Here is a 25,388-nt window from a genome sequence, read left to right on the forward strand (position 1 = left end):
GCATGAGTATCGCACATTACTTTGAGACCATGGATTATGGTCCCGCTCCCGAGGCGGACGGCGAGGCGCGCGCCTGGCTGAAGCGGCACGACGCGACGTTTGGGCATTTCATTGCCGGCAAATTCGTCGCGCCGGCTTCGGGCAAGCATCTGGCGACGATCGAGCCAGCCACCGGAAAGACGCTGGCCAAGATCGCGCAAGGCATCGCAGCGGATGTCGAGGCTGCAGTCGGCGCCGCGCGATCGGCGCAGTCGTCATGGGCAAAGCTCGGTGGTCACGGTCGTGCCCGTCATCTCTATGCGCTGGCGCGCATGCTGCAACGTCACGCTCGTCTGTTCGCGGTATTGGAAGCGATCGACAATGGCAAACCGATCAGGGAAACCCGCGATCTCGACGTGCCGCTGGCCGCGCGCCACTTCCTGTATCACGCCGGCTGGGCACAATTGCAGGACCGCGAATTCGCCGACCATGTCCCGGTCGGTGTGATCGGCCAGATCATCCCCTGGAACTTTCCGCTGCTGATGCTGGCCTGGAAGATCGCGCCCGCGCTGGCGACCGGCAACACCGTGGTGCTGAAGCCGGCGGAGTTCACGTCACTCACCGCGCTGCTGTTCGCCGAGCTCGCGGCGGAAGCCGGCCTGCCGCCCGGCGTGTTGAATGTGGTGACGGGTGATGGCGCCACCGGCGCGTTGCTGGTCGAAAATCCCGGTGTCGACAAGATCGCCTTCACGGGGTCGACCGAGGTCGGGCGGTTGATCCGTCAGTCGACCGCAGGCAGCGGCAAGTCGCTGACGCTCGAGCTCGGCGGCAAGTCGCCGTTCATCGTGTTCGACGACGCCGACATCGATGGCGCCGTGGAAGGCGTGGTCGATGCGATCTGGTTCAACCAGGGCCAGGTCTGTTGTGCCGGATCGCGGCTTCTGCTGCAGGAAGGGATCGCAGAGACATTCCGCAAGCGCCTCATCCGCCGCATGGAGACGCTGCGCGTGGGTCCGCCGCTCGACAAGGCGATCGACATGGGCGCGGTGGTCGCACCGGTGCAGCTCGAGCGGATCAAGGCGCTGGTCGAAACCGGCGTCAAGGAGGGCGGCGAGAAGTATCAGGCGCCGGGGCCGATCCCCGCTGAGGGATGCTTCTATCCCCCAACCTTGCTTTGGAACGTACATCCGTCATCGACCGTGGCGATCGAGGAGATATTCGGCCCGGTGCTGGTCGCGATGACGTTCCGCACGCCGGACGAGGCGGTGATGCTCGCCAACAACACGCGCTATGGCCTTGCCGCCAGCGTGTGGAGCGAGACCATCGGGCTGGCGCTCGATATCGCGCCGAAGCTTCAGGCCGGCGTGGTCTGGGTCAATGCGACCAATTTGTTCGATGCCAGCGTCGGCTTCGGCGGCTATCGCGAGTCCGGCTTCGGTCGCGAGGGCGGCCGGGAAGGTCTCTACGAATATCTCAAGCCGAAAGCCTGGAGCGGGCGGAAGCCGCGGGCGAAGGTGCCGCCGCCATCCCCGGCGGCTTCTAACGACGGCGCCGGATTTGGCACGCCGCCGATCGACCGAACCGCCAAGCTGTTCGTCGGCGGCAAGCAGGTTCGTCCCGACGGAAATTATTCGCGCGCGGTGCTGTCGCCGAAGGGGAAGCACCTCGGCGAAGCCGGCGAGGGCAATCGCAAGGATATCCGTAACGCGGTGGCCGCCGCGCGCTCGGCCGAGGGTTGGGCGCGGGCGACGACGCATAATCGCGCCCAAATCCTCTACTACCTTGCCGAGAATCTGTCCGCGCGTGGCGACGAGTTCGCCCGGCGCATCGGGGATATGACCGGCGTTTCGCCCGCCAAGGCGCGCGTGGAGGTCGAGGCGAGTATCGAGCGGCTGTTCAGCTATGGGGCCTGGGCCGACAAATACGAGGGGACGATCCATGCACCGCCGTTGCGCGGCGTGGCGCTTGCCATGCACGAGCCGATCGGCGTGGTCGGGGTGGCCTGTCCGGACGAGGCCCCGTTGCTGGGCTTCATCAGCCTGGTGGCACCGTTGATTGCGATGGGCAACCGCGTCGTCGCCGTCCCAAGCGAGCGGCATCCGCTTGCAGCGACCGATTTTTATCAGGTGCTGGAGACGTCGGATGTGCCGGCAGGCGTCGTCAATATCGTCACCGGCGAGCGCGATGCGCTCGCAAAGGTTCTTGCCGAGCATGACGACGTCGATGCGCTCTGGGTGTTCGGCTCGCAGGCGGCCTCGACTGCTGCGGAGCGGCTGTCGATCGGCAACCTCAAGCGCACGCTGGTCGACCACGGGCTGGCGCTCGATTGGTACGACCGGGTGGCGAGCGAAGGTCCGATCCTGCTCCGCCACGCGGTGCAGGTGAAGAACATCTGGATTCCCTATGGGGACTAAAGACGTCACCTTGCGGTGATACGGGTTGGCATCCGGACCATCAGAGTTCGGGCGATTTTGAAGACAAGGGAGGGACGCAACATGCTCAAGGGCATCAATCCACTGCTCAATGCCGACGTGCTTTATGCCTTGCGCGCAATGGGGCACGGGGACCGCCTCGTGGTGTGCGACACCAATTTTCCTGCCGACTCCATCGCGCGCCAGACCGTGTTCGGCGAGCTGCTTCGCATCGACAACGTCAGTACGGCAAAGGCGATCGAAGCCATCCTCTCGGTGCTGCCGCTCGACACGTTCGTCGACGATGCCGCAATCCGCATGGAGATTGTTGGCCAGCCCCAGGAGGTGCCGCCGGTGCAGCGCGAGGTGCAGGCCGCGATCGACCGCGCCGAGGGACGCTCCTGGCCGCTGGTCGGGGTCGAGCGCCATGCCTTCTATGAAAAGGCCAAGACGGCCTACTGCGTGATCGCCACGGGAGAGCGGCGCTTCTACGGCTGCTTCCTGTTTTCCAAGGGCGTCATCGCGCCGGACGGAGAGTGACGACCATGAGCAAGACTGGCGTCGCAGTGCTCGGCATCTTCGTCGTCGATCTGGCCTTCCGGGCCGGCAACATGCCCGCGATCGGTGAAACGATCGCCGGCTCGGGATTTGCCATGGGACCAGGCGGCAAGGGGTCGAACCAGGCCGTGGCCGCTGCGCGCGCAGGCGCAGGTGTGACCTTCATCTCCCGGATCGGCCGCGACGCCTTCGGTGATCTTGCCATCAAGACGTGGGAAACCGAGGGCATTCGACCGCGCGTCGCCAGGACTGCGGAGGCGCCGACCGGCGCGGCCTTCATCTATGTCCACGAGACACGCGGCGACAACGCCATCATCGTGGTGAGCGGAGCGGCCGACGGTCTCAGCCCCACCGACGTCGATGCGGCGGCGGATGCGATCCGCACCAGCCGCGTCTTCGTGACCCAGCTCGAGCAACCGGTCGCGGCCGCGCAGCGCGGGCTCGAGATCGCGCGCGCCGCGGGCAGCATCACCGTGTTCAACCCGGCACCTGCGGTCAAATTCGACGATGGCCTGTTTGCCTTGTGCGACTACGTCGTTCCCAATGAGACCGAGGCGGAAGCGCTGACGGGGATCGCGGTGAGCGATCTTGCCGGCGCCCGCCGCGCCGGCGAAGCGTTGGTGGCCAAGGGAGCGGGCACCGCGCTGATCACGCTCGGCGAACGCGGGGCGCTGTTTCACGGGCGAGATCGCTCGCTACACGTGCCCCCGTTTGCCGCCGGCAAGGTGGTCGAAACCGCGGGCGCGGGCGATGCATTCGTCGGCGGCTTCGCTGCAGCGCTTGCGGGCGGCGCCGATCCCCTGGAAGCGGCGCGCTTCGGTTCCGCCACGGCGGGGATTTCCGTGACGCGCGCGGGGACTGCGCCTGCCATGCCGCGGCGCGCTGAGATTGAAGCCCTGTTGAAGGGATGATCTGCTCATGATGCGGAATGATCCGATCAAGCATGTCTTCATCTGGCCGGCGGTGCTCGTCGTGCTGGCGATCTCGATCTTTCCGCTGATCTATTCGTTGACCACGAGCTTCCTCAGCTATCGCCTGGTTCCGCCGATCCCGCCGCGGGTCGTGTGGTTCGGCAATTATGCTACGCTCCTGCAAGAGCCGCGCTTCTGGAATGCGATCTTCACGACGACGCTGATCGCGTTCATTGCCGTCGGGTTGCAATACGTGATCGGGTTTGGCGTTGCGCTCGCGCTGAACGCGCGCGTTCCGGGCGAACGGCTATTTCGCGTGGCCTTGCTGCTGCCCATGCTTCTGGCCCCGGTCGCCGTCGCGCTTGTTGCTCGCATGATCTTCAATCCGACCATGGGGCCGCTCAACCAGTTCCTTTCCATGTTCGGCATGGCGAACCTGCCGTTCCTCACCAACGGTCATTGGGCGCTCGCCTGCATCATCGCTGTTGAGATCTGGCAGTGGACCCCGTTCATCATCCTGATGATGCTGGCTGGCCTGCAAACGCTCCCCGAAGATGTCTACGAGGCGGCCGAGCTTGAGAACGCCAGCGCCTGGCAACAGTTCTGGGGCATCACCTTTCCGATGATGCTGCCGATCTCCGCCGCGGTCGTCTTCATCCGCCTGATCGAGAGCTACAAGATCATGGACACCGTATTCGTGATGACGGGCGGCGGACCGGGGGTGGACACCGAGACCCTGACCTTGTTCGCCTATCAGGAGGGTTTCAAGAAGTTCAATCTCGGCTACACGTCGGCGCTCAGCTTCCTGTTCCTGATCGCCATCACGATCATTGGCGTCACTTATCTGGCGCTGCTGCGGCCGCATCTGGAGAAGCACCGATGAGCGGGCAGGGCCTTACCGGACTGTCGCGCTGGAGCCGCCGCCTGGTCGCGGCCGGTGTCTTCGCATGGTGCCTGATCACGGCGTTTCCGCTCTATTGGGTGGTCGTGACGGCGTTCAAGACCCCGCCGGGCGTGGTCGGCGGCCCGACCTATATTCCGTTCGTCGATTTCACGCCGACCCTGCAGCCCTTCATTGATCTCTATCAGGGTATCCGTGGCGAGTTCTTCCGGACCTTTTTGAACTCGACAATCGTTGGCTTGTCGGCGGCAGCGATCGCGACTGCCGTCGGCGCAATGGCGGCCTACGCGCTGGTGCGGTTCGAATTCAGGGTGCGCTTCGGCGCCGGCCTGATCTTCTTCCTGCTCGCGCTCGGCGGCTATCTGCTGTTCAACAATTCGCTCGGCTTCACCCGCCCGCAGGCGCTGCTGCTGGCGTTCCCGATCGCGCTTGTCGCTGCAATCCTGGCCAACCGCCTGCCGCTGCCGGGGCCGATCCTCGGCAATGAAGACATCCTGTTCTGGTTCGTCAGCCAGCGCATGTTTCCGCCGATCGTCACGGCCTTCGCGCTGTATCTCCTCTACAGCGAAATCGGCCGGCTCGGCTTCCAGCTCATCGACAGCTATGTCGGCCTGACGCTGTGCTACGTCGCGTTCTCGCTGCCGATCGTGGTCTGGCTGATGCGCGACTTTTTCGAGGCCATTCCGATCGAGGTCGAAGAAGCCGCGATGGTCGACAACGTGCCAAGTTGGCGCATCTTCCTCGGCATCGTGGTGCCAATGTCGATGAACGGACTGCTGGCGACTTTCATGATCACGCTCGCCTTCGTCTGGAACGAGTTCCTGTTCGCGCTGTTCCTGACCAATTCCAGATGGCAGACGCTGCCGATCCTGGTGGCGGGACAGAACAGCCAGCGCGGCGACGAATGGTGGGCGATCTCGGCCGCGGCGCTCGTCGCCATCATTCCGATGATGATCATGGCAGGTCTGCTCAGCCGCATGATGCGGTCGGGCCTGCTGCTCGGAGCGATCAAATAGCAAAAACCTATGTAGGGAGGACTGGACGATGTTGCGACGGACGTTTCTGATGCTGACCACCTCGCTCGCGATGGCTTGCACCGCGAGCCAGGCGAACGCTGCTTGTAGCCCGGATTACTCCGGCGTCACCCTGACTGTGGCGTCGCAGACCGGACCGTATATCGCCTCCGCGCTCAAGCTCGGCGCGGACGAATGGACCAAGAAGACCTGCGGCAAGGTCAATGTGGTCGAGTTCCCCTGGTCGGAGCTCTACCCGAAGATCGTTACATCGCTTACCGGATCGGACGCGGCGTTCGATCTGGTCAGCTTTGCGCCGGCCTGGCTGCCCGACTTCGTCACCTATCTCAGCGAGATGCCGAAAGCGATGCAGTCCGGCAAGGATTGGGACGATGTCGAGCCGGCCTACCGTGAGCGCCTGATGGTGTGGGAAGGCAAGATCTATTCGCAATCGATGGACGGCGACGTTCACACCTACACCTATCGCACCGACCTGTTCAGCGATCCCAAGGAGAAGGACGCCTTCAAGGCCAAGTACGGCTACGACCTGGCGCCGCCAAAGACCTGGAAGCAATATCTCGACATCGCGGAGTTCTTTCAGCGCCCCGACAAGGGACTCTGGGGCACGGCGGAGGCCTTCCGTCGCGGTGGCCAGCAGTTCTGGTTCTTCTTCAGCCACGCGGCGGCCTATACCAACAACCCGAACTATCCGGGCGCGATGTTCTTCGACCCCGAAACGATGGATGCCCAGATCAACAATCCGGGCTGGGTGAAGGGATTGGAGGAATATATTCGCGCTTCCAAGCTTGGCCCGCCCAATGCGCTGAACTTTTCGTTCGGCGAGGTCAATGCCGCCGTGGCCGGCGGCCAGGTGGCCGAGTCGATCGGTTGGGGCGACACCGGCGTGATCGCCGCCGACCCCAAGCAATCGAAGATTTCCGGCAAGGTGGGCTCTGCAGTGCTGCCCGGCTCTGACGAGATATGGAACGCCAAAACCAAGAAGTGGGACAAGTTTCCGGCAGTGCTGCCGGCACCCTTCATGGCGTTCGGAGGCTGGCAGATTGCCGTGCCAAAGGTGGGCAAGAACCAGCAGGCGGCTTGGGATTTCGTCAAGACGCTGACAAGTCCTGAAGTCTCCGGCAAGGCCGCGATTACCGGTGGCACGGGTGTCAACCCATACCGCAAGTCGCACACCACGAATCTGGAGTTGTGGAGCAAGATCTTCTCGCCGACGGAAGCCAAGGAATATCTCGGCGCCCAGGCCGACTCCATTAACGGCAAGAACGTTGCGCTCGACATGCGTTTGCCCGGCTATTTCTCCTACACCGAGGTTGTGGAGATTGAGCTTGGCAAGGCGCTGGCCGGCCAGACCACGCCGCAGGCCGCGCTGGACGCGGTCGCGAAGGAATGGAATCGCCTGACTGATGAGTTCGGCCGCGCGAAGCAGCTCGCCGCCTATCGCGCGGCGATGGGCCTCTCACCGAAGAACTAGCTTCCCGCAGAGACTGCCCCGGATGATGCGTGAGCATCATCCGGGCTTTGTTGGCCGTCGATATAGGGGACGGAAAAAGGAATCCATGGCGCACGTCGAGATCGAGAACGTCAGCAAGGCATATGGGCCCTACAAGATCATCGAGGGGCTTAATCTGAGTGTGGCCGACGAGGAGTTTGTCGTGCTTGTCGGGCCGTCCGGCTGCGGCAAGACCACGACGTTGCGCATGATAGCGGGACTGGAGACGGTCACCAGCGGAACCATTCGTATCGGTAATCGCGATGTGACGCAGCTGCGCCCGGGCTTGCGTAATTGCGCGATGGTGTTCCAGAACTATGCGCTCTATCCGCATATGACTGTTGGTGAGAATATCGGCTACGGCATGAAGGCGCGGGGCGAGTCGCGCGCCAAGATCGCGAAAGCCGTCGAGGACGTGGCGCGGGTTCTCGACCTCGAGCAATACGTGGACCGTCGGCCCAAGCAGCTCTCCGGTGGGCAGCGTCAGCGCGTGGCGATCGGCCGTGCCATCGTGCGCAGCCCGGACGTGTTTCTGTTCGACGAGCCATTGTCAAACCTCGACGCCAAACTCCGCATCGAGATGCGGACCGAGATCAAGGCATTGCATCGCCGTCTCGCCAAGACGATCGTTTATGTCACACACGATCAGGTCGAAGCGATGACCATGGCCGATCGGGTCGTGGTGATGAATCGCGGCCGCATCGAGCAGGCGGCTGATCCGATCACGATCTATGAGAAACCAAGCAATCTCTTCGTCGCGGGCTTCATGGGCGCGCCCAGCATGAATTTTATCCACGGGGAGATTGCCGCTCGCGACGGTGCACTGATCTTCACCGAACCCTCGGGTACGGCGTTGAGATTGCCGAAATCCCGAGAGGCGGCCTATGCAGGGAGCATCGGCAAGCCGGTTGTGCTCGGCGTGCGGCCCGACCACGTGCTGCGGCAAGATGCGCCATCGGGCTCCTCCGTCCGCATGATGGTGAAAGACGTGGAGCCGCTCGGGCCGCATACTCTCGTGATTGGAACCGTGGGCGCATTTCCATTCACGGCGCAGATGCAAGTCGGTGTTTCTGCGGCGCCCGATTGCCCAATAGATGTCGCCATCGATCTGGAGCGAACGCACCTTTTCGACAAGGTTTCCGGGGAGGCCGTTTCATAGTCGGCCGTCCTCTGGCGGTGCAGGTAATTCCAAATCTTTACTTCCAGCGTGCGCATGCCTCATCGCGGTCACTTGCGCTGCGGCGAGCTCGCACGTGATGCGGGCGACGTTGCCCCCTTCTTCGCAAACTTTGCTGGTCCGGTATTGGTGTCGAGCAGAGTCTGCGAAAAGAGATTAAGCGATTTCAGATGGTTACATGCCAATATTCATTACCTCGCGGGTAATGGAAGGGCTGAAATCCGCATGCTAGGTTTTCGAGCATGAACGCACATGCATCCACGGCACAGGCCGAACGCAGCCAGCCCGTCCATATCGGCGACCATTTGCGCGAATGGCGGCAACGCCGCCGCATGAGCCAGCTCGATCTGGCGGGCGAGGCCGAGATTTCCGCGCGGCATTTGAGCTTCGTCGAGACCGGCCGCGCTGCGCCCTCGCGCGACATGGTGCTCAGGCTCGCCGAACGTCTCGAGGTACCCTTGCGCGAACGCAACGTGCTGCTGGTCGCGGCCGGCTATGCGCCGGCGTTTCCGCAGCGCCCGCTGGAGGATCCCGCCTTGAAATCAGCTCGCCAGGCGATCGACCTCGTTCTCAGGGCGCATGAGCCCAATCCGGCGCTGGCCTATGACCGGCACTGGAATCTGGTTTCCGCCAACCGCATGGTGGCGCCGCTGCTCGACGGCATCCCGCAGCGGCTGCTCGGCCAGCCCTTCAACGTGCTGCGGCTCGCGTTTCACCCCGAGGCGCTGGCGCCGCGCACGGTCAATCTCGCGGAGTGGTGCGGGCACCTGCTGGAGCGGCTGCACCGGCAATGCGAGGCGACGGCCGATCCCGAGCTGATCAAGCTCTATAACGACCTCAAGAGCTACCCCATCCCGGCGCGCTCGGGGCCGCTGTCGAGCGACAATGTCGCGATTCCCTTCAAGCTGCGCCATGGCGGAGAGATACTAAGTTTCTTCTCCACCACCATGGTGTTCGGCACACCTGTCGACATCACGCTGTCGGAGCTGGCGCTGGAGACGTTCTTCCCGGCGGACGAGCGCACCGCCGAGCGGCTCAAGCAGATGGCAGCAGCTATGACCTAGCGCCCTTGCCTCGGGACGGGTTCGGCTTATCTTCGGCTTATCTTGGGTCAAACCCGCATCGCCCGAAGGAGGCGCTATGAGCACGTTGAAACCGCTCCAGATCGATGTCGTCTCCGACGTGGTGTGCCCCTGGTGCTATATCGGCAAGCACCGGATCGAGAGCGCGCTCGCGCTCGTTCCCGACGTTCCCGTCAAACTCAATTTCCGTCCCTTTTTCCTCAATCCCTGGGTGCCGCGCGAGGGCATCAGCCGCGAGGACTATCTCACCACCAAGTTCGGCTCGGTCGAGGCCTATAAGGGCATTGCCGGTCGCGTCGTCGCGGCTGCAAGCGAGGAGGGCCTCGTCTACAAGCCCGAGCTGGTCGCGCGCCAGCCCAACACGACCGACTGTCACCGCCTGATCCTCTGGGCCGAGGGGATCGGCAAGGCGCCCGAGATGAAGCAGCGGCTGATGGAGCTGTATTTCCGCGACGGCGGCGACCTCACTGACGTGAACGTGCTGGTGCAGGCGGCCGCCGATGTGGGCCTCGATGCCGACGACGTGCACAAGCGCCTCGCCACCGACGAGGACGTCGCACGCGTTTCGGCCGACGCGCAGGAGGCCGCCGAGAAGGGCATCTCCGGCGTGCCGACCTACGTGTTCGCGCAGAAATACGCCGTCTCCGGCGCGCAGGATCCGAACCTGCTCGCCCGCGCCATTCGCGAGGTCTCGGCGGAGATCAACGCGCAGGCGGCAGAGTAGATTTCGCTTATTTGCGGAGCAGACGCACCACGCGTCGCGCGCCGTCGTGCGCGACGTTGAGGCCAACCAGCGCCGCGTGAATGAGCGCGACGACAGGATCGTGACGCCGCAGCGGAATCAACACGTCGCCGATGGCAAAGCGCCCGCGCCAGATCGGGTTGATCATGGGGTGGTCGGCGCTCGCCGTGGAATCCGCGCTGGCGATGGCCGGATCGGCGCAGAGATGGCGGGTAAGGTCGAGCGTTAGCTGCACGCCCGGCGAATATCTTGCAAAGCGTTCGTCGATACCGAGCTTGAAGAAGAAGGCGCGGTCCTGGTGGCGCAGCACGATGCCGGCTGCCACCGGCGTCGTGCCGGCGCGCAGCGTGATGACCTCGCACTGCGCGGTCTCTGCCAGCGCGGGAACCGCGCGGCGAATGAAGGTCGCATCGCCCGCATGCTGGATCAGCGCGGTGCCGCGCTTGCCTTTCCAGCCACTGGCCTCGAGTTGCAGGAATGTTTCGAGCGCCGGCCCGATCTCGTCGGGCTTGCGCGCGACCTCGAAGGCGACGGGCCCGTGCTCTTCGAGGCGATGGCGCTGGCGACGCAGCTCTTTGAGCTTCTTGGCGCCGAGCGCTTCATGCAACAGCGTTTCACCATCCTGCGTCGCGTCGAGGCTGGCGCGGATGTAGGAGGAGAGGACACGTGGCTTCAGTCCGTCGCGATTGAGAACCTCATTGAGCGAACTCATCGCCGCGCCGTCGAGCGCAACGTCGTTGAGCACGAGCGCATGCGCGCCGGCCTCGCGCGCCTGCTGCAACAGGCGCGTGGCCGCTTCGATCGGCGCGTCGCGGTCGATCAGCGGGCTGCACAGGGTGCCGTAGGGATGCGCGCTCACCAGCGCGGGCAGGGGGATCTTCCAGGCGCGCCGGAGCGAGACCACCGGCATCAGCCCGATCAGCCGCGCCGACGAGCCGTCGAAGGCGGGCAGCGCCGAGGCGTCCGTGCGGCCGCGTGCGGCCTCGCTCACGGCGAGCTCCCAGCCCGGCAGGTAGTAGCCGTTCGGCTCGATCGCGCGCTGAGCGAGCGCGCGCCATTGGCCGGGATCGATGGACGTGAGGGGGACGAGCGCGCGGGTTGCCGCGGCAGCCCTTGCCGATGCCGGATTGATCGCTGCCTGATGCGCGATATCGACCACGTCCCGTCGTTCCCCGTTCAGAAGGTCATGCTTAGCGCAAAGATTGGAAAATTCCGTTGGGACGCCGCTTCAATTCGAATGGTAATATTAACGTCTCATTGAGCATTCGGGCCGCCGCGGCGTGCCATGATGGAAGCTCTCGACCTGGAGGATCACAATGATCGCCACACCTTTCACGCCGATGGCGTCGCTCCTTGGTGGCGCGTTGATCGGCCTGTCCGCCGTGCTCCTGATGTGGGCGACGGGACGGATCGCCGGTGTCAGCGGCATCGCGGCGCGGCTGTTTCCGCCTTACGAGGACCGCGAGTTCGCCGGCCGGCTCGCTTTCGTCGCCGGCCTCGTCGCCGCGCCGATCCTGGTGCGCATTGTCAGCGGAAGCCTGCCGGTGCAAACGATCGCGGCGGGAACGCCGGTGCTGATCGTCGCCGGATTGCTCACGGGCTTCGGTGCGGTCTGGGGCAGCGGCTGCACCTCCGGCCATGGCGTCTGTGGCCTGTCGCGGCTGTCGCTGCGGTCGTTGGTCGCGACCATCACCTTCATGTCGGCGGGCATCGTCACTGTCTTCGTGATGCGGCACTGGGGCTGACGACGATGGCAATCCTCATTCAATTCGCGATCGGCCTCGTCTTCGGTATCGGGCTCATCGTCTCCGGCATGTCGAATCCGGCAAAGGTGCTGAACTTTTTGGACGTCGCCGGCATTCCCGCCGGAACGTGGGATGCAAGCCTCGCCTTCGTGATGGCAGGTGCGGTTGCGGTAACCTTCATCGGCTTCAGCCGTGTCTTGAAACTCGCGCGACCGTTTTTCGCAGACCGCTTTTACCTTCCGACGCGAAAGGATATCGATTCGAGAGTTATCGCCGGTCCCGCCATCTTTGGCATCGGATGGGGGCTCGCAGGCTTTTGTCCGGGCCCTGCGCTCACCGCGCTCGGATTCGGCTCGGCGTCCGCTTTCATCTTCGTGGCCGCAATGCTTGCCGGCATGGTGCTCGCCCGCTTCGTCGCGCAGCTCCTGTCGTCAACGCGCTTCGTCGCGCCGGCCGATCCGCTCGAAACCTGACATGGGCAGGACCGGGCGAGTGGATCTCGTCCGGTCCTGCCCTGTTACAGCTTCAGTGACTACCAGCGGTCGCCGCCGACACCGACGCCCACGCTGACGCCGGGCGCCCGAATGCCGACGCCGCCGCGCGGACCATCGTCCCAGTCGCGATAGGTGCGGCGCTCGTAATAGCGATCGCGCGGCATCGCGTTGTAGGAGTCGCGCACGATCACGCGCGAGCCGCCACGGGTGCGATAGCAATTGCCAGCGTCATCGCAGACAAGCCGGACTTCCTGAACGAGCTCAGGGTTGGCGTATTCGCTGGTCGTATAGATATCGGCGGCCTTCGCGCCGCTCGCCGCAGCGAGGGCGCCGACGCCAGCCAATAGTGCGATCGTGAATGTCCTCATCGTGTCCTCCTCCGAAACTGCCCTCGGGGGTAACAAGAAGGGGAGGCGGTGATCGTTCCGGGTCGAATTACAGGTTTTTCCCGGAACCGGAGCGCGTGTCGGCGTGATTTGTTTCTAGATCGGCTCGTAGGTTTCCGTCCCGCAGATGTCGTCCGCTTCCGCGCGGCGGCGATCGACGACCTTTCCGCCTGATATCGTCACGATGTAAATCTGGGTGCCGAGCGTGGAGCCGGTGGCGGAGGTGAGCTGCGCGCTGACGCAGGCGGTCCAGCCCTGTCCCCGCACCTCCCGATGGGGCGGGGCGACGTGCACCTCGCGCGGATAGGACGTGTTGAGGAAGACCACGTTGATCTGCTCGCGGACCACGCGCTTGACGTCGGGGGGCGCTTCGGGTGGCGGCTGCTCGGCTTCCTTCAGGCGCATGAACTCGGGCACCGGCGCGCGGCTGTCGGCGAAGCCGCAAGAACCGAGTGCGAGGGCGCTGGCCAGCAGCGCCGCATGAGCAACAATCCGCAACATCCGTGAAGGTCCCCTGCGGGCCAACAGATAGGCAGGAATGCGATCCGGCAAAGTCCCGGCCGATCAAGATTTGCTGAAATCCCGGCCCCCCGGCATTTGCTATTACGGGATTGCAGGCTAATTTGTGCCCCAGACGAGGGGGATTGCATCAATGCGGATTTTGGTCATCGCGGCCGCCGTGCTCGCACTAACGGCTGCGTCGGCGCAGGCGCAGGGCCGCAGCAGAGGCCAGCCGAACGAAGCGAAGTCGGACAATAAGCCCAAGGTCGACGAAAAGGCCTACAAGGCCGCGCTCGAGCGCATTCCGGAGCCCAAGGAGAAGTACGACCCGTGGGGCGGAGCCCGTCCGGCTGAACCTGCCAAGAAGCCCAAATAAATGAGGGGGGCGTTGGCGAGCCGTCTGTGTCAGTCGGCCGCCGCCATCGTGCTCCTCCTGTTTTCGTCGTGGCCAGGCATCGCCTGGGAGAGCTGGGGTGGCGATCCCGGCGGCTCACGCTTCTCGCCTTTGCGGGAGGTCACGCCCGACAATGTCGGCAATCTGGTTCGGGCCTTCGAATTCCATACCGGCGATCTCGCGGCGCGGCCGCCCGAAGTGATGCGGCGAACCAAATTCCAGGCGACGCCATTGTTCGTCGAGGACAGCCTGATCTTCTGCTCGCCCTTCAATGAGGTGATCGCGCTCGATCCCGGCACGGGCGCGCAGAAATGGCGCTTCGATCCGAAGATCGCGACCAACCAGCGGCCCGCCAACCGCTACGTCTGCCGTGGCGTGACCCACTGGATCGACGATGAGGCGCCCGCGAATGCCGCCTGCCGATCGCGCATCTTCATGGGCACGAACGATGTCCGCCTGATCGCGCTCGATGCAAAGACCGGTATTCCCTGCGCCGGTTTCGGCACTGGCGGTGAGGTCAGGCCGGATATCGGCATGAAGCTGGACTGGCCCGGCGAATTCCAGATCACCTCGCCGCCGGCGGTCGGCCGCGGTGTCGTCGTGATCGGCTCCGCGATCGGCGACAACCGCCGCGTCGACGCGCCGAGCGGCGTGGTGCGCGCGTTCGATGCGCGCAGCGGCCAGCCGCGCTGGACCTTCGAGCCGCTCAAGCGCGACGGTGTCGAAGCCGGTCATGCCAATGTCTGGGCGCCGATGTCGGTCGACGCGGCGCGCGGGCTGGTTTTCCTGCCGACATCCTCGCCGTCGCCGGACTTTTGGGGTGGCAAGCGGCCGGGCAACAACGAGCACGCCAATTCGGTGGTCGCGCTGCGCATCGAGACCGGCGAGCTCGTGTGGGCATTCCAGACCGTGCATCACGACGTCTGGGATTACGACCTGGCGTCGCAGCCGACGCTGACGCGCATCGACACCGGAGACGGCCAGCGCGATGTCGTGATTCAGCCGACCAAGCAGGGATTTGTCTTCGTGCTCGACCGCGATACCGGCAAGCCGGTGTGGCCGGTGGAAGAGCGCGTGGTGCCGCAAGGCGGCGCGGAAGGTGAACGACTGTCGCCGACGCAGCCATTCCCGACGCATGTGCCGCCGCTGACATCGCAAAGAATCTCGACTGAGGATGCGCTCTCGCTCCTCCCCGGCCTGGGTCGCTCCGCTTGCGAAAGGCAGTTCTCGGAGGCACGTAACGAGGGGTTGTTCACCCCACCCTCGACGCAAGGCACGGCGGAGTTTCCCTTCACCGGCGGCGGCGTCAACTGGGGTAGCGCAGCCTTCGACCCGGTCAACCAAATCCTCTACGCCAACACCGCCCGCGCCGTTCATCTCATCAAGCTGATCCCGCGTGCGGAGGCGGCTGGATTCGATCCGCCTCCCGGTCATGATTTCGGCCAGCAGAAGGGCGCGCCGTTCGCGATGTCGCGCGCGGTGGTGATGTCGCCGCTCGGGCTTCTTTGCAACAAGCCGCCTTGGGGCGAGATGGTCGCAGTCGATCTGAAGGCCGGCAAGATCCTCTGGCGCTCGACGGTCGGCACCACGGAAGACCTTGCGCCGCTCGGCGTGCCGCTGCCGTGGGGCGCGCCGCTCGTCAACGGGCTCGCGGTCACCGCAGGCGGTCTCGTCTTCACCGGCGCGATGGATGCCTATCTGCGCGCCTTCGATGCGCGAAGCGGCCGCGAGTTGTGGCAAGGCCGGCTGCCGGTGCCCGGCGTCGCCAACCCCATGACCTATCTCTGGAAGGGCGAGCAATATGTCGCGATCGGCGCCGGCGGCCACTCCGAGGTCGGCACCTCGATCGGCGACAGCGTCGTTGCGTTTCGCCTGGCGCGGCCGGGTGAAGGGCCGTCGCTATGGTCGCGCACCATCGATCGTCCGGGCGGACGATTTTGGGTGTCGTCGTCAGCAATTGTGTTCGCGATCATCCTGCTGATCATCGCGAGCCTGCGCTGGCGTCGTCGACGTCGTATAAAGCAAGCATGATGCTGCGTTGTGTATGCGATGCGAACGGTTGTTCACATCGCGCACGCTATCGTACGAAAGCGAGGCCGATGCGCCTGTCATTGCGCCATACGGTGCGGCAATTCCGTACGAAATTGTCGCGCGCGATCGAGAGCGTGAATGATTTCGGCAATATGACGGGGGAATCGAGCTCGATCGCCGCGCCGCCTTCCGACATGTTTCGCACCGTGCACGCGATGCCGCTGCTTTCAAAGGTGATCGTTCCACCCTTGAAAACACGGTAACGCTGCGCTGCACGTTTCTCGATCATCGGCATTAATCCATAACGATGATTGTGAAGTAGTGCATAGAAATTACGTTGAAATAAACTCAATACTGGCGCTACTTGCACAGCGCTTCAGAGTTCGTTTACGACGTTGGAGCGGTGAGTCGCTTCCCGCCGACTTTCCCTCATAAGCCCTTCCTTTATGGCGTTACGCGCCGATGGAGATATTGATGAAGACTACGCTTTCGCTTCTGTTCGCCGCAGCGCTCTCGCTGTCATCGATGCCCGCCCACGCCGTCAAGTGGGACCTCTCGACCATGACCTGCAAGCAGTTCCTCGAGAGCGGCGAAGACAACATCGCGGTCGTGCTGACCTGGATGGACGGCTGGTACAAGGGCGACGAGGACAACGCGATCATCGACACCGAGGTGTTCATCGAGAACGCCAAGAAGTTCGGTGCCTATTGCGGAAAGAATCCGACCGTCAGCGTCGTCACCGCGGCTGACGAAATTCTCGGCAAGTAATTCCTGAAGCTGACTGAAGCGCGGACGCAATCGCGCTTCAGTCCCTCGTTTCGATGCGAAATTGATTGGAGAGCCGCGGAGCGCCTTGCGCGCTCACGCGGCTCTCTTCTTTTTGGATGATGCTCAGCCCGGCAGCATCGCGAACGCGCTCGACACCATCGCCACCTGCTTGTTGTCGGAGGCCGAGAGCAGCGTGACGCGGCCAAAGCTCATGGTGCGTCCGAGCCGCACCACGCGGGCGTCGGCGAGCACATCCGAGGAGGAGACCGCACGCATGAAATGCGTGGTCTGATCGACCGTCGTCATCGGACGATAGCGGCGATTGGCGGCGAGGTTCGCGATCACCATCGCGGTATCGGCAAGCGCCATCAGCGCCTGGCCGCACACCACGCCGCCGTTGCGGCACAGCCGCTCCGAGAATGGCATGCGCAGGAGCGCGCCTGGCTGCCAGTCCGGCTCGTCCAGCGGCGGCAGGTGCTCGAGGCGCTCGACGGCGAGGTTGAGATCCTGGACCCAGGGCGCAAAGACCTCGCCGAGTATGCGTCTGGCCTCAGCGATGCCGAACTCGGCTTCTGGCTGCGATGGCATTGCTGTCGGTCCCCCCTGTGTTGCTGGATGTTTCGGCTATTCTGCGCGCATCGGCGCGGCAAAGTCACCCGGTCTTCGGTCGGCTCTGTCGGCTTGAAAATGCCTGACTTGGGCCGATATGATACTGGGCTTGGGAGCGGGTGGGCGATGTTGCGTCGGTGTGTCCTTGTGTTTGGGTTGATAGCGCTAGGTCTCGCGCTGGACGGGTGCACCAGATGCGGCCCGATTTGGGACGACTGGCTGCAGGCGCCGAAATCGTGCAGATCGGACCGGCTCTAGCGCGCCATTCGGCCCTGGCGGGACGTTGACAAGAACGACAAGGCGCGGTTGACCCGCCCTTCATGGATGATCAAGGAGTCAATGATGAAGCTTTTCCGTATGGCGGCGGTGCTGCTGGCCGTGCTGGCGGGACCGGCCTACGCGCAAATGCCCAATCTCAATTTGCTGCAGGAGGGTCCAGGCAAGACCCCCGAGGAAAAGGCCGCGGAAGCCGAGCGTGACAAGGCCTACAAGGAAACGCTGAAGAAGATTCCGGATTCCAAGGCGTCCAACGATCCCTGGGGCGGCATACGTTCCGACCCGCCGAAGCAGGCGGCTGCGCCGAAGGCGTCGGCCGCAACCGGCGCGCCCAAGAAGAAGTCCGGCACGACCGCCAATTGACCTTGTCCCCGATCGGAGGCGGCTGATGCCTCCGGCCGGGACTCCTCTTCGGCCGGTCTGCTTCCTACATCTCCGAGAGCGTATTGCGTTGAGGAGGAACGGCATGGCCGATCGTCCGCGGGATCTCGCCGAGCGGATGGCGCGCCGGCGCAAGATGGGCGGCAAGCCAGGCGAGCGCGGCGGCGACGGCTTCTTGCGTGAGACTTTCACTCTGCCGCGCCCGGCGGCGCGGGCGAGGGCGGAGGCTTTCTTCGCCCGCTACCCCAAGGCCGGCTACATGAGCGCGGTCGAGACCTGGCGCGAACTGCCGGGCGGCGACATCGAATTCACCATGCGGCGGCTGCCCAGCGCCGACTAGACGTCAAGTCTCCTCGAAGGATTCGGCGATGATGCGGATCCGGAACACGGGCTCCTTGGCCTCGTCCAGCAGCTCCATGTGCCATTCGGAGTTTTCGTTGAGCTTGCGCGCGAGGCCGGCGGCCATGTCGGCGCAGATGCTGGTCATCATCTTCCAGGCCGCATCGCGATCGGCAAATTCCGTCGCCTGGTCCGCGCAGCCGGAATAGCGGCCGTTCCGAATTCGAAAGAAGTAGAGCGGCATGGCTGGCACCGGTCACATGATGGTCCCGCCTCCCGGGCCATGGGCGCGCGCAGTACAGTCCCAAACCAGGGACAGATCAATTCCGGGCCGCTACGGACCACACCTCGCGGGCGCGCGTGGCTCCGGCATCCGGCTCGGGTGGTTTGTTCATGCGGTCTTGCGCCCGATCGCCTTCAGCTCCCGATCGATGCGCAGCTGCACCCGCCGGATCGCCAGCAGATCGATCTTCGTCTCGGTCTTGCCCGTCCTGATCTCGTCACCGATGCGGAACTGCCATTGCCAGACTCCGGGAAGCGCCGTCGTGGCAACTGTGAACTCAACGCCCCTGTGATTCATGGTCATCTCCACGATTCACCCTCCATTCACCGTGAACATGTTGGGCGTCACCCTATTCCTGCGACAAGCGAAATTTGGCGGTAAGCCTTGGATAGTTCACGGTAATCTTTGGAACCGCGCGCGGTCCGAAACAAACGAAATCGAGTTCCGAAATCCGTGCACGGAATCCGGGCAAGGCGTGGCAATTCACACGGCCTTGCCGTGCCACGCCGAGGAACTCTGTTCATGGTCGGAGAACCACGGAACGCGAGATCCGCGCATTTGATGACACATCGCTGCGAAGCGCGGTCCGGATTCCATTCCGCATCTTGTGGAACCCAAAGCGGCGCGCGTTGCTACCGCCGCCATTCAAAGCGAACAGGTGCGGTCGATACTTTTCCACTTTTGCGTGTCATGTATCTATGCTCTGCTTGTGAACGACGGTTCGAACGCGATGTCACGAAGGGGAAGGTGTGAGCTGGCTGAGACATCTTGTGCTGCGCTGGGGTGCACGGAATTTCTCGCTGACCTGTCCCCATTGCCGGCATCCCGCGTCCTCATCGAGCTTCAAGCGCGCGCGTTTCATGCTCGGTGACGAGAAGCTCGTCTGCGAAGAGTGCGGCGAGACCAGCGTCGTCACGTTCTGGCGTTTCGAAGGACTATCGTCGCGGCCCGATTGCACTGAAGCGAGGCGGCGCGCGCCGCTGTCCGATTCGCGGCACTGATCCTGCGCCGGTGGTGCGCGTCGAAGTCCACTCCATGCGTGCTGCGGCATATGCCTTGCTTGGCCTCATGACGGCAAACAACATGGGCGCGTCATGCTCGGCATTCCCCGCCGCTACTCTCATTTCGTCTTCGGTGTCATCCAGTCCGGCCTGACCTCGCTGATCGCGGCGGGCATCGCCAGCTTTCCCGCTTCTGGCGCGACGGTCTTCCTCGCGCACTGGATGGTGTCGTGGCTGATCGCGTGGGCCGCGATGCTGCCGATCGTGCTGCTCGCGGCGCCTGCGATCCGCGCCTTCTCGCTGCGGCTGACGCGAGAGGAGAGGGCTCCGTGAGGCGGCCGGCAAGCATGAAAAAAACCCGCTTGGGGAGAGCCAAGCGGGTGAAAGGTTATTGGAGGCTGAGGTGCTGGGCTGCAACACCGTAGCCCCACGACCCTAGCCGGTTGAGCTTACGACAGCCTGACAGGGCCGGCAGATCGGCTTTCAACCTGCCGCACCTCCGCGCCCGCAAACAGAAAACCCCGCTCGGGGCAGAGCGGGGTCCTCGACTGTGTATGGAGGCCCGGTGTTGGTCCACCGGGCACAGCCAGACTAGGAGACCAGGCTTACGGGTGCCTGACGGCCGGCACCGAAATCTGCGTCGGGAGGCCGCAGACTGGCCCCGCACGCGTCCCAATTTGGCCACCCGATCGCACCACTGGAGCCACACCCCTCGGCGAGATTTCGCATCGTCGGCGACGCCATGGGGGAAACGTGGTGCGCCGGCAGCGGGGTGGCATCATGGATAACGTAGAGCGGTCATTCGCCGCCGCGACGGCGGCTGGCTTCGTCGTGCTGGTGATCGGCCTCGTGCTGCTGGCGCTGCTGTAAGGCGTACCGGCGGACGGCAGCCAAGGCCGGACCGGGCTAAAGCAGGCGCTTCGATCCTGGGTGGGCACCCAGGACGCCGCCGCGCCCTTTCAAAACATGGAAAACAACCCCATGCACAGTAGGGGGTCGGGCGATTTCGTTGTGCGATCAATGGCTTAATTATGGTATTTGGATACCTTAAATGGCGCGCAACGGCTCCGGGGCGCACCCCGAGCGCAATGCCGGATCCTCGACATGAACAGGGGCTGGCTCTGCCGGCCCACGCCTGCGACGCGCATTCCCGACGGCCGGTACGGCGGCTACCCGCCCATCGCGGCGCAGCCTTGGTCAGATCGGAAGCCCGTCGGCGGGCTTAGTGGACCTTGATCTCACCGAGAGGAAGGCGGAGTTCGGCGGCGCGCTCTTCGCGGTCCTTCTTGCGAAACTCGTTTTCCTTCCGCTCGAACTTCACCATTTCCTCGTGCGCCGCCGCCAGGAGGTGATTGCGCCTGACAGCATTGGGGTGCGCGTCTTCCGTCATGTTCCTGGTCCCCGTCGTTGCGATCCGATCTCGAAGAAAGCCGGACATCGCAGAAAGGTTCGATGCCGCAGGATTGCGGAATTATGACGGCGCACGGCGGCTGCGTCTTTGATGCGCGTCATCTTCAGTCGAAGGGTGACGAATGCGGAGGATCGGCAAAAATCAAAAAGGCCGCCAACCGAGGCGGCCTCTCATCATCTTTGAATCACTTGATCTTTGAATCGCTTGCCCGCTAGCGGCAGGGCTTCTAGCGGCAGGGCTTCTAACGACAGGGCTTGCCAATCATCTGGGCATGCCGGCTGTGGCAGCCGTCGTGCAACTGAGACTTCCTCGTCACCTTTGCGCCGACCTTCGGGGCGCCCGATGCCGTCGCGGCATTCGAAATCTGGGCTTGCGCCGGCACCGAACCGGCGAGGACAGACAGCGCCAGAGCGATCTTGAGGATTGCCTTCATCGTGCCTCCCGAGGTTGTTCGAACGGTACGCAAAGTAGCGCTACTGATGTGAGCGTTACATATTGTAGCGCTACATTCAAGTTCGATCAGAGGCATGACGACGAGCCGCCGTCCTTGCGGCGGACCGAGATGGGGCAAAGTGAGGTAGATCGCAGATGAGGCGGGGCGAGCGCTCCGCGGAATGGACCGATCAGGCGGCCTCGGTCCGTCGCGACGTGCACGCCCTTATGGCGAGCCGTGGCGGCCTATTGCTTCGTTGTCGGTGGCTCGAAGATGAGGGCGGCTTGGAACACCCGCCCGGCGTCGGTGCGGACTTCGATCGCAACGTCTGTTCGATCCTCGTGTCCCGCCAGGTCGCGCGCAAGGCCGCTCAATGTCTGCGTCGCCTCGATCTCTGCTTCGCGCTGGGTTCGAAACTCCAGTCCCTCATCGTCGGCATAGAGGCCGGTGTCGTCTCGGATATCGAAAAAGTACCGGACCATGGCGCCGCCTCTCAGAGAGAGTATCGGCGCCAACCCTGCCTTGTGAGGACTGTTCCTATTTAATTTCGGCGGCTGCAATCCGGGTGCTGTCCCAACCCCGCGGCGCGGTTGGCGTCCCGTTGGCCGACGAGAATTCCAAGGCCGCCGCTTGCAGGTTGGGCAATCGCAGACCTGGACGCGGAGCGCCGTTGAACCAGGTCAATCATAGCTGCCTTTACGGACGGTCTCGATCCGCCTTGCATCCTCCTACACCTGTGGCGGCGTCACCCTTCCTTCGTCTCTCGTCAGGGCGGCCAGCCTGTCCAATTGGCTAGCCACGCCAGTGAGGCTCCGGGCGATGTTCTTCAACAGGAAGGCCCTGTCCGCCGAAACCCCGGATGCTTGAGAGAGGACCTTGTAATGATTTGCGAGTTCCTCGCATTTAGCAGCGTCGATCATAATTGAGCCCATCTATGAAACAGGTCAACAGCTCAACCCTAATACGGTTCCCACGCGGGGCGCTGACGACCCTTGGCGTTGCAATGCCTCGCATCCTACCACAGCTATTCGTCGTCAGGTTGTGTTCTGCGCCACAAATCGCGTCACTCCCGAAATCAAAGGCCACCACGCCAGGAAACAGGCTCGTCCCTGAAGACGGCCCCGGCCGGTGGGGCTTGATAGGGGTGAAGGCCGGGGCCGCTTGGGGATGCTTGGCCCTTGGCAAAGACCAAGCGAATCCGAGTTTAGTCGACCCCCACCGCGCCTCTGTTCGTTTCAGCACATAATTGCCAAATTTTCCTGCCCCGCATTCGCATGCGCAAATGCATCTCGAGGACCGGTACGGTTTCTCTGTCGTCTTCGATTGGCAGACCACGGAGACGTGCGTATTGCCTGACCGGCACCCTCGCAGGGCAGATTTTTTCATTCGGATGGGTGGCATCGGTTGGATGATGTCCGACCGAGAGCGCAAGGGCCTGGCGATCATCGAAACAGCTGCGCCCGATGTCTATGCGGGCGCGCGGCAGTCAAGTCCGCCGCATTGCCAAAAATTCCCGCGACCGATGGGCCGCGGCATACTCCCGTCCGGCTTCCTCGGTGCGCTCCGGATCGGGAGACGGGAGCGGCTTTGGGAGGGACTGATTTTCGGTCACCTATCTCAGTGTCTCAAACGCAGCTGTGGCAACTCTGACACCGGGACTGCCGAATGAGCTCACAGGAAATCCGTGCAATGAGCGATCCCCGGTAAGGTTGCAATCGCACCCGGTGCGCGCGCCCAGGCTCGGATCGCCAGGTTGGCCGCCTTCAAAACCGAGGGGCGCAACATTTGAAGCGCATCGCGGATCGTTGCGCTCAGGGGCTGCCGACGGATCCGTGTGCGCAGCCGGGCAACCCGCAATGCACGCACCATCGTTTCAGGATCGGGAAGTCCGCGCTTATCCTCCAGAAGGCTCCAGGCGAGGTGCTTGAGTTCGATGGTCTCCTGGTCAATCTGAGGGAACGATCCCAATGCCGTGATGCTCGCGTGGTTGGTCGTGTCGTAGAACACAAGACCGTCGTCGATCGCCACCATGTCGCCCTGGCAGGCGAGATCGAGAAAGAACAGTTGGTCCACGCCCCAACTGATCGACTTGTAGTTTCGCATCAGGCAACCGGCCCGGATGACCTTGCCGTTGATCAGCAGGGTCGACGGGACAATCCCAAGCAATCGGGTCTTGCCCGCCAGATAGAGATCCGCCAGGCACTGCTGGCCCGAATACAGATAAACCTGGCGTCCTCGCCGGTACCTTATGCCGCTGTCCTGAACGAGATGAGATGTGGAGGTCATGAACGCAGCGGCGGGGTACCTCCTCGCCAATTCCGCAAAAGTCGCAAGCGATCCTGGCGTGAGCCAGTCGTCGTCGTGCAGCACTTTGATCCAGTCGCCGCGACATGCGAGCATCGCGTTGTTGGTATTCTCAACCTGGCCGCGGCCGCGGTGGTTCTCGATAACGCGAATGCGCGGGTCGCTCCGCGCGTGCTCGGACAGGATGCTCCAGGTCGCGCCTTCCGGACCTTCGTCGTCGCTGATCACCATTTCCCAGTCGGCGTGCTCCTGCTGCAGCACGCTTTGAATCGCACGGCGCACCATCTCCGGTCGGCGGAAGGTGGGTATTGCCACCGAAATGAATGGGCGGTGTTCCGAACTCTGGGAGCTATCGAACCGCTCGGCGTACAATTGATCCATTCATCGTACCTCGTTGATCGAAGCGGTCGTGGCTGGAAGTGGCAGACCCTTCTTCGGTTTGAGCCTGTTCGCAGAGCATCTTGAATCGAACCGAGCGAACGAGGCGCGTGAATGCTAGGGAGACGATCTCGATGCGGTCATCGTCCATTCGCATGAACTTTGTTCCCGCAGGCCGCGACGTTTCGAAGCGGCCGCTTGTCCGCCTTGGTGAAAGAGTGTTCTGCTTCCCCTCGCTTTCTGTCGCCGCAGCAGCCGCGCCAACGCGGTGACGGATCAAGACGGGGGCGGCCAATCGAGCCGGCGTTGGTTCAGTTTCTTGCGGAGCTCTTGGAGGATTTCGCGAAGCTCTGCCGCGTTGCTTCTTTCCGAGAGGGAAGCGAGGCGCGAGCGTGATGGCGTTTTCAATCACCGGTAGATTGCCAAGGGCCGCTCGGTGACAGGTGGAGGGTGACTGCGTCCTGCCGCGACGTGCTGTCTCACCTCGCGACAATTGAACGACTTCAAATCCGGCCACGGCTCGTTTCAAAGGCTCGTTTCAAAATCGGACAGTGAGGTCGGAAACAGACCACGCCCAAACCCGGGTGCTGTCCCAATTGGGACACTCGGAACATCAAGTCAGGACAGGCTGCTTGTTGGGCTTCAGAAGCAAGAACGCCGTCCGCTTAAATGAAGCGCGGACGGCGGCTTTCCAGCCCCGGGAGGGAAATTGTAAAATCCCGATATCGTTTTGTCTGCACGTCCCGTGCCAAGGTTCATCGGGCCAGCCGCAGGAATTGGGAAAACCTTCATCCTCAAGCGTTGATGCCGCCAACGCGAATGACCACGCCGGGACAGAAACCGGATCTGTGCCGGCAACGCGATACCTCAGGCGCGTCTGCTTCTAGGCTGGCTTGGGCGGTTGAAGCCCCGGCGATCTCAGCCACTCGCTCATGTGCGAGCCGGTCTCAGCCTGTCTGGCTTTGCGGAGGAGGTCCTCTCGTTGAGGACCGTGAGGGAGGGCTTTAGCTTGTTCGCGGAGGCGTTTCGCTTCTCCGGCAAGTCGTTCTTCCAGTGACACGGTCTGCGTGAAACGACGGCGCTGCTTCATGACACAACCTCGTCTTTACGGGTCCTAACCGCAGGGTTTGAGTTCCAGCGAACTTAATATGCAGACGGGCCACCTTCAGTTCCAAAGTGAACTTTTCAAATCAAGCCACGGTGAATTTCAAACCAGGCCACCGCGCTCGGAAACAAGCCAGCACCAAATCCGGGTGCTGTCCTAATTAGGACAGCGGGGCTGTCAGATTGCGACATCAATAAAAACGCCGCCCGCTTAAATGTCGCGCGGGCGGCGGCTTTCCAGCCCCGGAGAGGTGGATGCAAAACCC

Annotated in this window: 29 protein-coding genes; 18 read left to right on the plus strand and 11 right to left on the minus strand. The window is 63.3% G+C overall.

Annotation, left to right across the window (positions count from 1 at the left end; genetic code table 11):
* The first annotated feature begins 2 nt into the window (after positions 1 to 2).
* The 9 genes from AC0L3X_RS28080 (at position 3) to AC0L3X_RS28120 (ending at position 10,266) form a co-directional block, all read left to right on the plus strand.
* Positions 3 to 2,393, plus strand: coding sequence for an aldehyde dehydrogenase family protein (locus AC0L3X_RS28080; RefSeq protein WP_354131419.1), 2,391 nt, complete (start codon positions 3 to 5; stop codon positions 2,391 to 2,393).
* 81 nt (positions 2,394 to 2,474) lie between these two features.
* The gene (locus AC0L3X_RS28085; protein WP_014494077.1) at positions 2,475 to 2,930 is read left to right on the plus strand and encodes an RbsD/FucU family protein; all 456 of its coding nucleotides are present in this window, start codon (positions 2,475 to 2,477) and stop codon (positions 2,928 to 2,930) included.
* Between the two features lie 5 nt (positions 2,931 to 2,935).
* Positions 2,936 to 3,859 (plus strand): ribokinase, encoded by a 924-nt coding sequence (locus AC0L3X_RS28090; RefSeq protein WP_354131420.1) that lies wholly within the window; start codon positions 2,936 to 2,938, stop codon positions 3,857 to 3,859.
* 7 nt (positions 3,860 to 3,866) lie between these two features.
* The gene (locus AC0L3X_RS28095; RefSeq protein WP_354131421.1) at positions 3,867 to 4,742 is read left to right on the plus strand and encodes a carbohydrate ABC transporter permease; all 876 of its coding nucleotides are present in this window, start codon (positions 3,867 to 3,869) and stop codon (positions 4,740 to 4,742) included.
* Positions 4,739 to 5,776, plus strand: a complete 1,038-nt coding sequence (locus tag AC0L3X_RS28100; protein WP_354131422.1) for a carbohydrate ABC transporter permease — start codon at positions 4,739 to 4,741, stop codon at positions 5,774 to 5,776. Before AC0L3X_RS28095 ends, AC0L3X_RS28100 begins: the two co-directional genes overlap by 4 nt.
* Before the next feature lie 49 nt (positions 5,777 to 5,825).
* The gene (locus tag AC0L3X_RS28105) at positions 5,826 to 7,265 is read left to right on the plus strand and encodes an extracellular solute-binding protein (RefSeq protein ID WP_354131476.1); all 1,440 of its coding nucleotides are present in this window, start codon (positions 5,826 to 5,828) and stop codon (positions 7,263 to 7,265) included.
* An 85-nt stretch (positions 7,266 to 7,350) separates the two neighbouring features.
* The gene (locus tag AC0L3X_RS28110) at positions 7,351 to 8,442 is read left to right on the plus strand and encodes an ABC transporter ATP-binding protein (RefSeq protein WP_354131423.1); all 1,092 of its coding nucleotides are present in this window, start codon (positions 7,351 to 7,353) and stop codon (positions 8,440 to 8,442) included.
* A 260-nt stretch (positions 8,443 to 8,702) separates the two neighbouring features.
* Positions 8,703 to 9,524: a helix-turn-helix domain-containing protein gene (locus AC0L3X_RS28115; RefSeq protein ID WP_354120621.1), complete on the plus strand. Its 822-nt coding sequence runs from the start codon at positions 8,703 to 8,705 to the stop codon at positions 9,522 to 9,524.
* Between the two features lie 76 nt (positions 9,525 to 9,600).
* Positions 9,601 to 10,266 (plus strand): DsbA family oxidoreductase, encoded by a 666-nt coding sequence (locus tag AC0L3X_RS28120; protein WP_354131424.1) that lies wholly within the window; start codon positions 9,601 to 9,603, stop codon positions 10,264 to 10,266.
* Between the two features lie 7 nt (positions 10,267 to 10,273).
* On the opposite strand, the gene AC0L3X_RS28125 is transcribed toward AC0L3X_RS28120, so the two are convergent.
* Complete coding sequence (locus AC0L3X_RS28125) at positions 10,274 to 11,443, minus strand: GNAT family N-acetyltransferase (RefSeq protein ID WP_354131425.1); 1,170 nt, start codon at positions 11,441 to 11,443, stop codon at positions 10,274 to 10,276.
* A 157-nt stretch (positions 11,444 to 11,600) separates the two neighbouring features.
* Between AC0L3X_RS28125 and AC0L3X_RS28130 the strand changes: the two genes are divergently transcribed.
* Together AC0L3X_RS28130 and AC0L3X_RS28135 are read left to right on the plus strand one after the other, a co-directional pair.
* Positions 11,601 to 12,029, plus strand: a complete 429-nt coding sequence (locus AC0L3X_RS28130) for a YeeE/YedE family protein (RefSeq protein ID WP_354131426.1) — start codon at positions 11,601 to 11,603, stop codon at positions 12,027 to 12,029.
* Positions 12,030 to 12,034: 5 nt separating this feature from the next.
* Positions 12,035 to 12,502 (plus strand): DUF6691 family protein, encoded by a 468-nt coding sequence (locus tag AC0L3X_RS28135; protein WP_354131427.1) that lies wholly within the window; start codon positions 12,035 to 12,037, stop codon positions 12,500 to 12,502.
* A gap of 59 nt (positions 12,503 to 12,561) precedes the next feature.
* On the opposite strand, the gene AC0L3X_RS28140 is transcribed toward AC0L3X_RS28135, so the two are convergent.
* Positions 12,562 to 12,891, minus strand: coding sequence for a hypothetical protein (locus AC0L3X_RS28140; RefSeq protein WP_028152664.1), 330 nt, complete (start codon positions 12,889 to 12,891; stop codon positions 12,562 to 12,564).
* Positions 12,892 to 13,005: 114 nt separating this feature from the next.
* Positions 13,006 to 13,410, minus strand: a complete 405-nt coding sequence (locus AC0L3X_RS28145; protein WP_085404268.1) for a hypothetical protein — start codon at positions 13,408 to 13,410, stop codon at positions 13,006 to 13,008.
* 151 nt (positions 13,411 to 13,561) lie between these two features.
* Between AC0L3X_RS28145 and AC0L3X_RS28150 the strand changes: the two genes are divergently transcribed.
* Together AC0L3X_RS28150 and AC0L3X_RS28155 are read left to right on the plus strand one after the other, a co-directional pair.
* The gene (locus AC0L3X_RS28150; RefSeq protein WP_085404269.1) at positions 13,562 to 13,786 is read left to right on the plus strand and encodes a hypothetical protein; all 225 of its coding nucleotides are present in this window, start codon (positions 13,562 to 13,564) and stop codon (positions 13,784 to 13,786) included.
* Positions 13,787 to 15,835, plus strand: a complete 2,049-nt coding sequence (locus AC0L3X_RS28155) for a pyrroloquinoline quinone-dependent dehydrogenase (protein WP_354131428.1) — start codon at positions 13,787 to 13,789, stop codon at positions 15,833 to 15,835.
* A 46-nt stretch (positions 15,836 to 15,881) separates the two neighbouring features.
* Here the strand turns inward: AC0L3X_RS28155 and AC0L3X_RS28160 are convergent, their stop codons facing one another.
* Complete coding sequence (locus tag AC0L3X_RS28160; protein WP_071917354.1) at positions 15,882 to 16,124, minus strand: PilZ domain-containing protein; 243 nt, start codon at positions 16,122 to 16,124, stop codon at positions 15,882 to 15,884.
* Between the two features lie 185 nt (positions 16,125 to 16,309).
* Here AC0L3X_RS28160 and AC0L3X_RS28165 point away from each other — a divergent pair, with 185 nt between their 5' ends.
* On the plus strand, positions 16,310 to 16,603 hold the full coding sequence (locus AC0L3X_RS28165; RefSeq protein WP_014494092.1) for an HdeA family protein: 294 nt from the start codon (positions 16,310 to 16,312) through the stop codon (positions 16,601 to 16,603).
* A gap of 123 nt (positions 16,604 to 16,726) precedes the next feature.
* On the opposite strand, the gene AC0L3X_RS28170 is transcribed toward AC0L3X_RS28165, so the two are convergent.
* Positions 16,727 to 17,191 carry a PaaI family thioesterase gene (locus tag AC0L3X_RS28170; protein WP_354131429.1) on the minus strand — a complete coding sequence of 155 codons (465 nt, stop codon included), beginning with the start codon at positions 17,189 to 17,191 and terminating at the stop codon, positions 16,727 to 16,729.
* A 363-nt stretch (positions 17,192 to 17,554) separates the two neighbouring features.
* On the opposite strand from AC0L3X_RS28170, the gene AC0L3X_RS28175 reads away from it, so the two are divergent.
* Both AC0L3X_RS28175 and AC0L3X_RS28180 read left to right on the plus strand, forming a co-directional pair.
* Positions 17,555 to 17,851, plus strand: a complete 297-nt coding sequence (locus AC0L3X_RS28175) for a hypothetical protein (RefSeq protein WP_084795357.1) — start codon at positions 17,555 to 17,557, stop codon at positions 17,849 to 17,851.
* 103 nt (positions 17,852 to 17,954) lie between these two features.
* Positions 17,955 to 18,209, plus strand: coding sequence for a hypothetical protein (locus AC0L3X_RS28180; protein WP_085404272.1), 255 nt, complete (start codon positions 17,955 to 17,957; stop codon positions 18,207 to 18,209).
* 3 nt (positions 18,210 to 18,212) lie between these two features.
* Here AC0L3X_RS28180 and AC0L3X_RS28185 read toward each other — a convergent pair whose 3' ends face one another.
* Entirely contained in the window at positions 18,213 to 18,452 is a 240-nt protein-coding gene (locus AC0L3X_RS28185; protein ID WP_028152656.1) for a DUF6894 family protein, read from the minus strand.
* A 147-nt stretch (positions 18,453 to 18,599) separates the two neighbouring features.
* Positions 18,600 to 18,788, minus strand: a complete 189-nt coding sequence (locus AC0L3X_RS28190) for a hypothetical protein (protein ID WP_071917357.1) — start codon at positions 18,786 to 18,788, stop codon at positions 18,600 to 18,602.
* Positions 18,789 to 19,240: 452 nt separating this feature from the next.
* Here AC0L3X_RS28190 and AC0L3X_RS28195 point away from each other — a divergent pair, with 452 nt between their 5' ends.
* Both AC0L3X_RS28195 and AC0L3X_RS28200 read left to right on the plus strand, forming a co-directional pair.
* Complete coding sequence (locus tag AC0L3X_RS28195) at positions 19,241 to 19,492, plus strand: hypothetical protein (RefSeq protein WP_148312138.1); 252 nt, start codon at positions 19,241 to 19,243, stop codon at positions 19,490 to 19,492.
* A gap of 93 nt (positions 19,493 to 19,585) precedes the next feature.
* Positions 19,586 to 19,825 carry a DUF2798 domain-containing protein gene (locus tag AC0L3X_RS28200; RefSeq protein WP_354131430.1) on the plus strand — a complete coding sequence of 80 codons (240 nt, stop codon included), beginning with the start codon at positions 19,586 to 19,588 and terminating at the stop codon, positions 19,823 to 19,825.
* An 889-nt stretch (positions 19,826 to 20,714) separates the two neighbouring features.
* Here the strand turns inward: AC0L3X_RS28200 and AC0L3X_RS28205 are convergent.
* The 4 genes from AC0L3X_RS28205 to AC0L3X_RS28220 form a co-directional block, all read right to left on the minus strand.
* Positions 20,715 to 20,882 carry a hypothetical protein gene (locus tag AC0L3X_RS28205; RefSeq protein WP_094184405.1) on the minus strand — a complete coding sequence of 56 codons (168 nt, stop codon included), beginning with the start codon at positions 20,880 to 20,882 and terminating at the stop codon, positions 20,715 to 20,717.
* Positions 20,883 to 21,144: 262 nt separating this feature from the next.
* Positions 21,145 to 21,336, minus strand: a complete 192-nt coding sequence (locus AC0L3X_RS28210) for a hypothetical protein (protein WP_085404274.1) — start codon at positions 21,334 to 21,336, stop codon at positions 21,145 to 21,147.
* 245 nt (positions 21,337 to 21,581) lie between these two features.
* The gene (locus tag AC0L3X_RS28215; RefSeq protein WP_063986255.1) at positions 21,582 to 21,818 is read right to left on the minus strand and encodes a DUF6894 family protein; all 237 of its coding nucleotides are present in this window, start codon (positions 21,816 to 21,818) and stop codon (positions 21,582 to 21,584) included.
* 1,189 nt (positions 21,819 to 23,007) lie between these two features.
* Entirely contained in the window at positions 23,008 to 24,021 is a 1,014-nt protein-coding gene (locus AC0L3X_RS28220) for a glycosyltransferase family 2 protein (protein WP_354131432.1), read from the minus strand.
* Positions 24,022 to 25,388: the final 1,367 nt, after the last annotated feature.

The organism is Bradyrhizobium sp. MI1.7 (assembly GCF_055811795.1).

Coding starts and splice junctions, on each gene's coding strand:
- AC0L3X_RS28080 (WP_354131419.1), top strand. CDS start 3: ATGAGTATCGCACATTACTTTGAGACCATGGATTATGGTCCCGCTCCC.
- AC0L3X_RS28085 (WP_014494077.1), top strand. CDS start 2,475: ATGCTCAAGGGCATCAATCCACTGCTCAATGCCGACGTGCTTTATGCC.
- AC0L3X_RS28090 (WP_354131420.1), top strand. CDS start 2,936: ATGAGCAAGACTGGCGTCGCAGTGCTCGGCATCTTCGTCGTCGATCTG.
- AC0L3X_RS28095 (WP_354131421.1), top strand. CDS start 3,867: ATGATGCGGAATGATCCGATCAAGCATGTCTTCATCTGGCCGGCGGTG.
- AC0L3X_RS28100 (WP_354131422.1), top strand. CDS start 4,739: ATGAGCGGGCAGGGCCTTACCGGACTGTCGCGCTGGAGCCGCCGCCTG.
- AC0L3X_RS28105 (WP_354131476.1), top strand. CDS start 5,826: ATGCTGACCACCTCGCTCGCGATGGCTTGCACCGCGAGCCAGGCGAAC.
- AC0L3X_RS28110 (WP_354131423.1), top strand. CDS start 7,351: ATGGCGCACGTCGAGATCGAGAACGTCAGCAAGGCATATGGGCCCTAC.
- AC0L3X_RS28115 (WP_354120621.1), top strand. CDS start 8,703: ATGAACGCACATGCATCCACGGCACAGGCCGAACGCAGCCAGCCCGTC.
- AC0L3X_RS28120 (WP_354131424.1), top strand. CDS start 9,601: ATGAGCACGTTGAAACCGCTCCAGATCGATGTCGTCTCCGACGTGGTG.
- AC0L3X_RS28130 (WP_354131426.1), top strand. CDS start 11,601: ATGATCGCCACACCTTTCACGCCGATGGCGTCGCTCCTTGGTGGCGCG.
- AC0L3X_RS28135 (WP_354131427.1), top strand. CDS start 12,035: ATGGCAATCCTCATTCAATTCGCGATCGGCCTCGTCTTCGGTATCGGG.
- AC0L3X_RS28140 (WP_028152664.1), bottom strand. CDS start 12,891: ATGAGGACATTCACGATCGCACTATTGGCTGGCGTCGGCGCCCTCGCT.
- AC0L3X_RS28145 (WP_085404268.1), bottom strand. CDS start 13,410: ATGTTGCGGATTGTTGCTCATGCGGCGCTGCTGGCCAGCGCCCTCGCA.
- AC0L3X_RS28150 (WP_085404269.1), top strand. CDS start 13,562: ATGCGGATTTTGGTCATCGCGGCCGCCGTGCTCGCACTAACGGCTGCG.
- AC0L3X_RS28155 (WP_354131428.1), top strand. CDS start 13,787: ATGAGGGGGGCGTTGGCGAGCCGTCTGTGTCAGTCGGCCGCCGCCATC.
- AC0L3X_RS28160 (WP_071917354.1), bottom strand. CDS start 16,124: ATGATCGAGAAACGTGCAGCGCAGCGTTACCGTGTTTTCAAGGGTGGA.
- AC0L3X_RS28165 (WP_014494092.1), top strand. CDS start 16,310: ATGAAGACTACGCTTTCGCTTCTGTTCGCCGCAGCGCTCTCGCTGTCA.
- AC0L3X_RS28170 (WP_354131429.1), bottom strand. CDS start 17,191: ATGCCATCGCAGCCAGAAGCCGAGTTCGGCATCGCTGAGGCCAGACGC.
- AC0L3X_RS28175 (WP_084795357.1), top strand. CDS start 17,555: ATGAAGCTTTTCCGTATGGCGGCGGTGCTGCTGGCCGTGCTGGCGGGA.
- AC0L3X_RS28180 (WP_085404272.1), top strand. CDS start 17,955: ATGGCCGATCGTCCGCGGGATCTCGCCGAGCGGATGGCGCGCCGGCGC.
- AC0L3X_RS28185 (WP_028152656.1), bottom strand. CDS start 18,452: ATGCCGCTCTACTTCTTTCGAATTCGGAACGGCCGCTATTCCGGCTGC.
- AC0L3X_RS28190 (WP_071917357.1), bottom strand. CDS start 18,788: ATGAATCACAGGGGCGTTGAGTTCACAGTTGCCACGACGGCGCTTCCC.
- AC0L3X_RS28200 (WP_354131430.1), top strand. CDS start 19,586: ATGCTCGGCATTCCCCGCCGCTACTCTCATTTCGTCTTCGGTGTCATC.
- AC0L3X_RS28205 (WP_094184405.1), bottom strand. CDS start 20,882: ATGACGGAAGACGCGCACCCCAATGCTGTCAGGCGCAATCACCTCCTG.
- AC0L3X_RS28210 (WP_085404274.1), bottom strand. CDS start 21,336: ATGAAGGCAATCCTCAAGATCGCTCTGGCGCTGTCTGTCCTCGCCGGT.
- AC0L3X_RS28215 (WP_063986255.1), bottom strand. CDS start 21,818: ATGGTCCGGTACTTTTTCGATATCCGAGACGACACCGGCCTCTATGCC.
- AC0L3X_RS28220 (WP_354131432.1), bottom strand. CDS start 24,021: ATGGATCAATTGTACGCCGAGCGGTTCGATAGCTCCCAGAGTTCGGAA.